Origin of the sequence: Bacillus sp. MYb209, from assembly GCF_002975175.1 — a bacterium.
In the GTDB taxonomy this organism is placed as follows: Bacteria; Bacillota; Bacilli; order Bacillales; family Bacillaceae_G; genus Bacillus_A.
In genome coordinates, this window is record NZ_PCNZ01000056.1 from 1 (window position 1) to 10,232 (window position 10,232).

General features: G+C 36.6%; 8 protein-coding genes and 1 pseudogene. 7 read left to right on the forward strand and 2 right to left on the reverse strand.

Annotated elements, in window-relative coordinates:
- Positions 1 to 375: pseudogene (locus tag CQZ94_RS28955) on the reverse strand (cell wall anchor protein); the annotation flags it as partial.
- 208 nt (positions 376 to 583) lie between these two features.
- Here CQZ94_RS28955 and CQZ94_RS28960 point away from each other — a divergent pair.
- The 7 genes from CQZ94_RS28960 (at position 584) to CQZ94_RS28990 (ending at position 7,162) form a co-directional block, all read left to right on the forward strand.
- The gene (locus CQZ94_RS28960; RefSeq protein ID WP_105588199.1) at positions 584 to 1,462 is read left to right on the forward strand and encodes an ROK family protein; all 879 of its coding nucleotides are present in this window, start codon (positions 584 to 586) and stop codon (positions 1,460 to 1,462) included.
- Positions 1,463 to 1,590: 128 nt separating this feature from the next.
- On the forward strand, positions 1,591 to 2,187 hold the full coding sequence (locus CQZ94_RS28965) for a TerD family protein (protein ID WP_002029589.1): 597 nt from the start codon (positions 1,591 to 1,593) through the stop codon (positions 2,185 to 2,187).
- A gap of 23 nt (positions 2,188 to 2,210) precedes the next feature.
- Positions 2,211 to 2,795 carry a TerD family protein gene (locus CQZ94_RS28970; protein ID WP_105588200.1) on the forward strand — a complete coding sequence of 195 codons (585 nt, stop codon included), beginning with the start codon at positions 2,211 to 2,213 and terminating at the stop codon, positions 2,793 to 2,795.
- Between the two features lie 80 nt (positions 2,796 to 2,875).
- Positions 2,876 to 3,454 carry a TerD family protein gene (locus tag CQZ94_RS28975; protein ID WP_105588201.1) on the forward strand — a complete coding sequence of 193 codons (579 nt, stop codon included), beginning with the start codon at positions 2,876 to 2,878 and terminating at the stop codon, positions 3,452 to 3,454.
- Positions 3,455 to 3,527: 73 nt separating this feature from the next.
- On the forward strand, positions 3,528 to 4,319 hold the full coding sequence (locus tag CQZ94_RS28980) for a TerC family protein (RefSeq protein ID WP_105588202.1): 792 nt from the start codon (positions 3,528 to 3,530) through the stop codon (positions 4,317 to 4,319).
- A 110-nt stretch (positions 4,320 to 4,429) separates the two neighbouring features.
- A complete protein-coding gene (locus CQZ94_RS28985; protein ID WP_105588203.1) occupies positions 4,430 to 6,061 on the forward strand; it encodes a YceG family protein in 1,632 nt (543 codons plus the stop codon).
- Positions 6,062 to 6,079: 18 nt separating this feature from the next.
- Positions 6,080 to 7,162: a toxic anion resistance protein gene (locus tag CQZ94_RS28990; RefSeq protein WP_105588204.1), complete on the forward strand. Its 1,083-nt coding sequence runs from the start codon at positions 6,080 to 6,082 to the stop codon at positions 7,160 to 7,162.
- A gap of 171 nt (positions 7,163 to 7,333) precedes the next feature.
- Here the strand turns inward: CQZ94_RS28990 and CQZ94_RS28995 are convergent, their stop codons facing one another.
- Positions 7,334 to 10,000: a cation-translocating P-type ATPase gene (locus tag CQZ94_RS28995; RefSeq protein WP_105588205.1), complete on the reverse strand. Its 2,667-nt coding sequence runs from the start codon at positions 9,998 to 10,000 to the stop codon at positions 7,334 to 7,336.
- Positions 10,001 to 10,232 lie beyond the last annotated feature (232 nt).

Below are 10,232 nucleotides of genomic sequence, written 5' to 3' on the forward strand. Positions count from 1 at the left end.
ACCACTGCCGTCAGAACCACTGCCCCCAGAACCGTTGCCGCCAGAGCCGTTGCCGTCAGAACCACTGCCGCCAGAACCACTGCCCCCAGAACCGTTGCCACCAGAGCCGTTGCCACCAGAACCACTGCCGTCAGAACCACTGCCCCCAGAACCGTTGCCGCCAGAGCCGTTGCCGTCAGAACCACTATCGTCCTGAGAACCATTGTTTCCTGGAGGTTTATTATTATCTTTTGAATTACCTTCTGCTAAATTATCGTTATTTTGCACAATAGCGTTTGTTATTGGATGGAAGTTTTCAGTGGCAGCATTACCAATATTTAAGCCGCTAAAAAAAGATAAAGAAAGTGTTGATGCTAAAATGAAGATCTTTGTCATTGTTTTCCTCCTGAAGAAAAAATTATTGTTCCATCTAAAATACATCCCTTTGTAATATTTCATAGGAAAAAGAGTTTTATGCAAAAAAAAACTATATATAGAAAAAGGTGGTGTATTTCTAAAGGGAGAAAAGAGTTAATGTAAATTCCCTACAAATAGTAGAGTGATGGAGAATTTACACTCATAACAGTAGAGGAAGTGGCAACGGATGAAAGAATATATTGCATTTGATATTGGTGGTACGCAAATTAAATATGGAATTGTTTCAGAAATAGGGATAGTACTAATGCATAAAAAGGTCCCAACAGAAATTTACTTGGGCGGGGAACAAATTGTTCAAAAGCTTATATATTCATCAAAAAAGTTAATGACTGAACATACTATTTCCGGAATTGGTATTAGTACAGCGGGAATTGTTGATATTGATAAAGGAGTTATAACAGGAGGTGTGGATCACATTCCGCATTATGCTAATATTTCTATTGTTGAGAGATTACAAGAAGTATTAAAAGTTCCTGTATCTATTGAAAATGATGTTAATTGTGCAGCCTTAGGCGAGAAATGGAAAGGTACTGGGAGGGGAGAAAGCGATTTTATTATGCTCACGCTTGGAACGGGCATTGGTGGAGCAATTGTTATAAATGGGGAGTTATACCGTGGACATTCGTTTGGCACTGGGGAATGGGGGAATATGTTAATAGAAGGGAAAACTTTTGAGGAGGTTGCCTCAATTTCGGGATTAATGCATCTTGTACGAAAATATAAAGGTGAAGAGGAGTGGGATGGTAAAACAATTTTTGAATTATATGATAAGGGTGATAGCGGTGTTACTCAAGCCGTGAAGATTTTCTTTAAACATTTGGCGATTGGAATTAGTAACCTTGCTTATATTTTTAATCCGAAAATGATTATTATTGGTGGGGGAATTACTGAAAGAGGAGATGATTTCTTAAATGAAGTGAAGGAAGGGATAGGAACATACTTAAATCAAGAGATTTATAGTAATTGTGAGATTAAACTTGCGCAAAGCGGCAATTGTGCAGGAATGATTGGTTCTATTTACCACTTATTACATCATTATAAATAAATATAGTATCTGTTTTCATATAATTGAGAATTTATCCTTTTTCTCATTAGATAAATAATGCTACAATATAAGAGGAGAATACAATGTTTTCCGATTTGGAAAATGCTTTGTAGAAAGGAAGAAACTTCATGCCTATTATTTTAGAAAAAGGACAAAAGATTGATTTAACGAAAGGACAACCGAGAGTAGCGAAACTGCAGGTTGGCTTAGGCTGGGATCCAATTGGGCAATCAGGTGGGTTTCTGTCTTCTTTATTTGGAAGTAAACCAAGTGTAGATTGTGATGCATCTGTTGTTATGTTAGAAGGGGATCGTTTTTTAAACAAAAATGATCTAGTTTACTTCGGCAACAAACTTTCTACTTGTGGTAGTATCATTCATTCAGGAGATAATTTAACAGGTGAAGGCGCTGGTGACGACGAAACAATTTTCGTAGAATTACATAAAGTTCCGAGCCGTATTAATCGTTTAGTATTCGTTGTAAATATTTATGACTGTGTAAATCGTCGTCAAGATTTTGGGATGATTCGCAATGCATATATTCGTATTCAAAACCCACAAACAGGTGAAGAATTAGCACGTTATAATTTGTCAGATAATTACGCTGGCAAAATGACTTTAATTGCAGGGGAAATGTATCGAGACGGAAACGAATGGAAGTTTTCAGCAGTTGGAGAAGGAACACAAGATAAAAACTTAAGTGAGATTGTATCACGTTACCAATAAAATAAACCAAGGAGGAATCGTATATGGCATCAATTTCATTGAAAAAAGGACAAAAGGTAGACTTAACAAAAGCAAATCCAGGTCTTTCGAAAGTTCTTGTAGGACTTGGTTGGGATACGAATCGTTATGACGGACAAAACGATTTCGATTTAGATGTTAGTATCTTCTTAGTAGGTGCTAACGGTAAAGTTTCAGGAGCAGAGGATTTCGTCTTCTATAATAATCCAAAAGGTGCGAATGGTGCTGTAGAGCATTTAGGAGATAACCGTACAGGTGACGGTGAAGGCGACGATGAAACAATTAAAATAGACTTAAAAAATGTTCCTGCACATATCGAACGTATTTGCTTCACAATCACAATATATGATGGAGAAGGCCGTAGCCAAAACTTCGGACAAGTTTCTAACTCTTTCGTACGCATTCTGGATGAAGAAAAGAATGCAGAATTAATTCGTTACGATTTAGGAGAAGATTTCTCTATTGAAACGGCTGTAGTAGTAAGCGAATTATACCGTCACGCAGGTGAATGGAAATTCAATGCAATCGGAAGTGGATTCCAAGGTGGATTAGGTTCTCTATGTAATAACTTTGGTTTAGATGTAGAGTAATAGCTTTATATATCCATCAGTGAAACGTATATTTACTGATGGATATATTTTTTGAAATTAAAATGTAGAGGTGAATATATATGGTTATTCAATTACAAAAAGGACAGAAAATTGATTTAGCTAAAACAAGCCCAGGTTTATCAAGAGCAGTAATTGGTCTTGGATGGGATATTAAATCTTATGATGGTGGATCTGATTTCGATTTGGATGCATCTGCCTTTTTATTAGATGTGAACGGGAAATGTACGAAGGAAACTAATTTTATTTTCTATAATAATTTACAGTCTCCTTGTGAATCAGTTTTACATACAGGAGATAACCGTACAGGTGCAGGTGATGGTGATGATGAGCAACTTGTTGTCGATTTGAAAAAGGTTCCAGCAGATGTTCATAAAATTGCTATTACAGTTACAATTTATGATGGAGAAGGCCGTAATCAAAACTTTGGACAGGTTGCAAATGCATTCGTTCGTTTAGCAAATGAAGAAACAAACGAAGAAGTTCTTCGTTTTGATTTAGGGGAAGATTTCTCCATTGAAACAGCAGTTGTCTTTTGTGAATTATATCGTCATAATGGACAGTGGAAGTTTAGTGCAGTAGGAAGCGGATTCCAAGGTGGATTAGGTGCGCTTGTAAGAGCGTATGGCTTGGATGCATAAGAAGGGAAACGGCATTCGTTTCCTTTTTTTGACCTTTCTATAAATCTAGCAAAGAATAGGGGATAAAGGTAAGATGAGTATTTTGCAAGGAATCCTTGATACGTATGCTCAGTTTTTCGACTTGGACATGTGGATTAAAGTGTTACAAGATCCAGTATCTTGGGGGTTAATAGGTACACTTGTTGTACTTGAAGGGTTATTATCTGCTGACAATGCACTTGTGTTAGCGGTAATGGTAAAACATCTTCCAGAAGAAAAACGAAAAAAAGCATTATTCTATGGACTTATTGGAGCTTATGTATTCCGTTTTATTGCAATTGGAATCGGAATGTTCTTAATTAAATTGGCATGGGTAAAAGTGTTAGGTGCGCTTTACTTAGCTTGGCTGTCAATTAAATATTTCATTGATAAAAGAAAAGGCACTTCAGAAGAAGAGGAAGCCCATGGTATGAACCAAAATAGTATTCTCTTCAGGATGTTCGGTGTTTTCTGGGGAACGGTTGCGATGGTTGAATTAATGGATATCGCATTCTCTGTAGATAGTGTACTTGCTGCATTTGGTGTATCGAATGAAGTTTGGATTTTACTATTAGGTGGAATGCTCGGTATTTTAATGATGCGCGGTATCGCTGGCGTATTCTTAAAATTGTTAGAGCGTATTCCAGAATTGGAGACGACAGCATATATTTTAATTTTAATTATTGCAGCAAAAATGCTATTGTCTGTCATTCATATTGAAGTAAGTCATACAGTGTTCTTTATTGTTTTAGTTGTAGCGTTTGGAGTAACATTTATAATTCACTACATGAAGAATAGTGGACAAGCACGAGAAGAAGTTGCAGCTACTAAAAATGAACATAAATAATTGAAATGGGTTTGCTCGTTATGCGAGCGCCCATTTTTTATAACTAAAAATAGTTTATAATAGAAGAGAGACTTTAGAAAAAACGTAAATGTTTTTGGAGGTGAACTGTTGTGTTTTCACGTTTTACACTTCAACCATGTGCATTAAAAGATGAATCAGATTTAAAGCAATTTGAAGCGCTTTTAGAAAAACGCCCACAATATGAACTGACAGAGAATGAGATGAAATTTAGTTATATAGCAAGTCGCATTCTTGGTGTTCCTAATGATGTAGATGAATATTTCAATGGGCTATTTGATTATAGTGAAGCAAAAGGGATCGAGGTTTTGCATGAACAAAATTTAAATAAGGTGATTGATCCCGAAAAACTGCGCCATATTCAAGAAGTTTTTGCATTACATCAAGAAGCACCGAATGGACTTACAGTAAATAGGCTTGTAGCACATTTGTCTGGAAAACAACTATTACCGCAAGTAGACAATCCTGATTTACAGCATTATATACATACGACGTTTATTTCTGTATTGAAATTGTATGAGAAACAACATAATCAATCTTTAAAAACAGAAGGATTCCGGCGTTTCTTAATCGATATGATTAAATTAAGTGAAAATTACGTAGCGAAGTGGTTCTCGACGATTAATTATAAGAAACAAATGCCGCGTATCGTTTGGTACGGTGATGCGACGGAGAGTCGTATATATTTCTTATACTTTCTTATTATGCTCGGCTGCGATGTGCTTTATTATCACCCAGAAGGAAAAGATGGATTTGAGAGTGTAGATGAGGAAGGAAAGACCTTTGTCGTATCTCATTCGGGCCGTATTTCATTGGAACCATTTCCTGATCGGCGTCGTGAACGCGTTGCAACAGTAGCTTATCAAGCTTCAAAAGAAATCGAGCAAGTACTTCACCACGATAATTCATTATTATACAAACCGTGGCAATTCCGTTCGTATACACCTGTAGCCCGTACGCTCAAAACGACGTACGATGAACTCTTTTTAATTACGAAAGAAAAGGCATTTGTACGTCCAACATTCTTTGTTGAAAATAAGCATATTTATATTCCTTCTTTATTTGCAAAAATATCAGGTGTTTCAAAGAATGATAAAGAATATTTTCAGCGATTAAAGGCTGTTACATCATTTGATAACAGTTTCTTGATTAATACATTCCCGTTTACGAAAGAACAAAAAGCGAATTTCCAATATCATTATCGAGATGCATTGGACCGCGGGGGGAAGTTACATCCGGATTTAATTATGAACAGCCATTGGTGGCCACATAAGCGTTTACCAGAAGGATTACAACATGGTATTGCAGAAGCAATCATCCATACGTGTGAAAGTGAAATGTGTAAACCAATTGCGAAAGAGACGAAACAGGATGTAGCACTGTATGTTTTCGCACAACTCTCTCAAATACCACCGAACATTTTAGAGCAGCTTGAGAAATTTGATTATTCGCAAGAAGTACCGAAAATTGTTATATTTAATAATGAGAAGAGCGGAGAATTAAGTCGTTCTGATGCTGTGTTATTACTATTTTTAAATCAAATTGGAGTAGATGTATTCCACTTTAATCCGACGGGGAGAAACGATATTGAACCGTATATTGAATCAGGAGCATTTGATTCACATTGGCTTGAAGAAGTTAATTTCGATCTTGAATTTCATGGTTCATCAGCCTATAAAAATTTATCACAAACAATAAAAGGACTATTTCGTCCATTTTTATAAGGAAAGGGAGAATACCATATGAATAACCCAGTCGTACTAGATTCGAAAACAGAATTGAATGAGCAAACCGCACAAGATGTTCGCTTGCAACTTAGACAAGATGCTGAAGTACAACGTATTTATAATGCAGTAGACATTAAAGACCAATTAGAATTAATCGAGCTTGGAAAAGAGCCTTCTATGGAGATTTCACGTTTCGCTGATCAAATTTTACATACAATGTCTTTATCGAAAGTAGAAGACTCTGGTGAATTATTAAAACAGCTGGGTAAAATTATGGACAGATTTGATAGTAAAGACTTTGCGGAAGAGAAAAGTGGGTTCTTCTCACGTATGTTCAAAAAAGCAGATAAAATGATTGAACAAATCTTTAGTAAGTATCAGACGATGGGTCGCGAAATGGATAAAGTATACGTAGAAATTACGAAGTATCAAGATGAAATGAAAAAATCAATTGGTACGTTAGATGGTTTATATGAGCAAAACTTAAAGTATTATTTAGACTTAGAAAAATACGTAGTAGCAGGGGAAATGTTATTAGAGCGTTTAAATACAGAGTTAGTTCCGATGTACGAAGAGCGCATACGTAATAATGATCAGTTAGCAGGTATTGAATTAGAATCGCTTAAAAACTCTGTTGAAATTTTAGAACAACGTATTGATGATTTAGAAAAAGCACGTATAGTTGCTCTATTAACAGCGCCACAAATTCGTATGATTCAACGCGGTAACAATAAATTAATCGGTAAAATCAATACAGCATTTATTACAACGATTCCTATCTTTAAAAATGGTATCATTCAAGCGGTAAATGCGAAACGTCAAAAGCTTGTTGCAGACTCTATGGCTGAGCTTGATCGCCGTACAAATGAATTACTTAAGAAAAATGCACAAAATATTGCAACTCAAAGTGTGGAAGTAGCGAGGATATCAGGTTCTTCTAGTATTAAGATGGAAACACTGGAGGAAACTTGGAACATTATTTCAAGAGGTATGCAAGAAACACAACAAATTGAAGAGCAAAATAAACGTGAGCGTGAAGAAAGTCGTAAGCGTATGGCTACATTAACAGAGAACATCAAAAAAGAATTACAAGGATAAAGTGAAACTATAATCAGTGGGGGTGTTGTTCATCCCCCACTGATTATTAGCCCTCACCAATCGGGCGTTTACGGGCAGCGGGGCTCCCGCCGAATTTTGAGGTGGGAGTCTTACTGCACGGCAAATAGCGGGATAAATGAAAAGGCAATGAGGAATATTCCTCATTGCTTTTTATTTTCTCTTAAATAATTTAATAATTTCATTCACAACAAGCGGAATGATACTTAACAAGAGAACAAATCCCCAATCTCGCATTGTTAATGCATGCACACCAAATATATTGGCAAGAGGTGGGATGGAGATGATACACACTTGCATAAGAACACCGATTAGAAGTGAGAAGACTAAATATTTATTTGTAAATATCCCAATTGAAAAAATTGATTTCGTTCTTGAACGTAAGTTAAATGAATGAACGAGTTGAGAAAAACTAAGAACGACAAATGCCATCGTTTGAGCGTGTAATAGAGCATCTTCATCAATTTGATCTGGGAAGAGAGGAAATAAATTTGTATCTCCTGTATAGAGCTTTGCCCCAGCGATAAAGGCTGTTAAAGTAAGAAGTCCAATTACAACCCCATTGAAAATAAGAAAAGGAACGCTGCCGCTAAATAAGCTTTCTTTCGCATGTCGTGGTTTTTCCTTCATCACATCTGGATCTTCAGGATCAACACCGAGTGATAATGCAGGCAGTGTATCTGTAATTAAATTTACCCACAAAATGTGAATAGGACGTAAAGGCGTCGCCCAGCCAAGTAAAATGGCTAAAAATAAAGCGATAATTTCGCCGAAGTTACAAGAGAGTAGGAAGAGAATGGACTTTTTAATATTACGATAAATATTTCTTCCTTCTTCAACAGCTTTCACAATAGATGAGAAGTTATCATCTGTTAAAACTACATCTGCTGCCCCTTTTGCGACATCTGTTCCTGTAATTCCCATTGCTACTCCAACATCTGCTTGTTTTAAAGATGGAGCATCATTTACACCGTCACCAGTCATCGAAACGATATTTCCTTTAGTACGTAATGCTTTTACAATCTTCACTTTATGTTCTGGAGAGACCCTAGCGAATACATTTAAGTGATTGATTTTACTTGCTAGTTCTGTATCTGAAATGTTATCTAATTCAGTTCCAATCATAATTTCAGATTTTTCTTCGGCGATACCAAGTTCTTTGGCAATTGCAAAGGCGGTATCCTTATGATCACCAGTAATCATAACTGTGCGAATACCAGCTTTTTTACATTCTGTAATTGAATCTTTTACTTCTATGCGTGGTGGATCAATCATACCGACAAGACCGATAAAGATGAGATTTTCTTCGAGATGATTTATATCCATATCGTTTAAATCGTATCGTTTATATGCGAATGAAAGTACTCTTAAGGCTTCTTGCGACATTGATTGAGCAGCTTCTAATATTTGGTTTTTATCAGAATCTGTTAAGACCTCAAGTTTATTATTTATAAAGATATGGGTACAGTGAGGTAAAAGTTTATCAATGGCACCTTTCGTCATGCTATAGTAGCTTTCATCGTACATATGTACAGTTGACATCATTTTACGATCAGACTCGAAAGGCAATTCGTTAACACGTTCATGTTTATTTTCTAAATGATCTTTTTGAATGTTAAAAGAGCTTCCGGCAACAAGAAGGGCAATTTCTGTAGGATCCCCTGTTTGTGAGTCGGCACCGTAAGAAGCATCGTTGCATAAAACCATATTTTCTAATAATAGACGGTGTACATCATTATTTACATTCAAATTTTCTAGCTGGTCGTATGTGCGATCACTATAAAAGTGAGTAACGGTCATTTTATTTTGAGTTAATGTACCTGTTTTATCTGAACAAATAATTGTGACAGAACCGAGAGCTTCAACAGCTGGTAGTTTACGAATGATAACGTTTTGTTTAATCATACGCTGAACACCAATTGCAAGAACGATGGAAACGATAGCTGGTAAGCCTTCTGGAATGGCTGCAACAGCTAAACTAATTGCAGTCATAAACATTTCTAAAGTATCGCGTCCTTGTAAAAAACCGATGAGAAACATAATGGCGCAAATAGCTACAGCGACAAAACCTAAATATTTTCCTACTTGTGCTAAGCTTTTTTGAAGTGGTGTCATATCATCGTCTGCTTCATGTAAAAGGGTAGCGATCTTGCCAATTTGTGAGTTCATCCCAGTTTCAACAGCCACACCGACGCCACGTCCGTATGTTACTAACGTCGACATAAAGGCCATGTTTTTTTGATCGCCTAATGGTACTTGCTCATCACTTTGCATGGAAGGGTGGTAGACTGCATCTTTATCGACAGGGACAGATTCACCAGTTAGAGCAGATTCTTCAATTTTTAAATTCGCAGTTTCGATAAGTCGTAAATCGCAGGGGATATACCGCCCCGCATCAAGCATAACGATATCACCTGGAACGACGTGCTCAGATGGAATCTCTTTTAGTTCACCATCTCGCTTTACGATAGCTTTAGGTGTTGCCATCTTTTTCAATGCTTCTAAAGCCTGTTCTGCTTTCGATTCTTGGATTACACCGATAACAGCATTTAAAACTACAACGAGCGCGATAATACTTGCATCGGCCCATTCACCTACAAAGGCGGAAATAAGGGCAGCGATAATAAGGACATATACGAGGATGTCATTAATTTGGGCGAAAACGCGCTGCCATAAAGTACGTTTTTGTTTGGTAGCTAATTCATTAGAACCATATTGCTTTAAACGTTCATTTACGATTTCATCTGTTAAACCGTGTTGTTCATTTGTTTCTAGGTCGATTAATGTTTGATCTTTCGTCTTACTGTACCAATTGCTCATAAGTAAGCACCCCCAGTAAAAACAGTTAGCAATGGTAGTGTGGCAATTTTTTTAGAGTAGTATGTATGGAGAAAAAATCTAAGGTGAGGTTCTACTTTCATTGTACAGTATTTTAGAATGTGATGAGGAAAAGAGAAGAGTTGTCATGAATTTGTTGAAATTAAAAGAGCCTCGAATTGGTATTATCCCCTTTAGGTAGACAGTGTAAAAAAGACCATGTGCACACATGGAT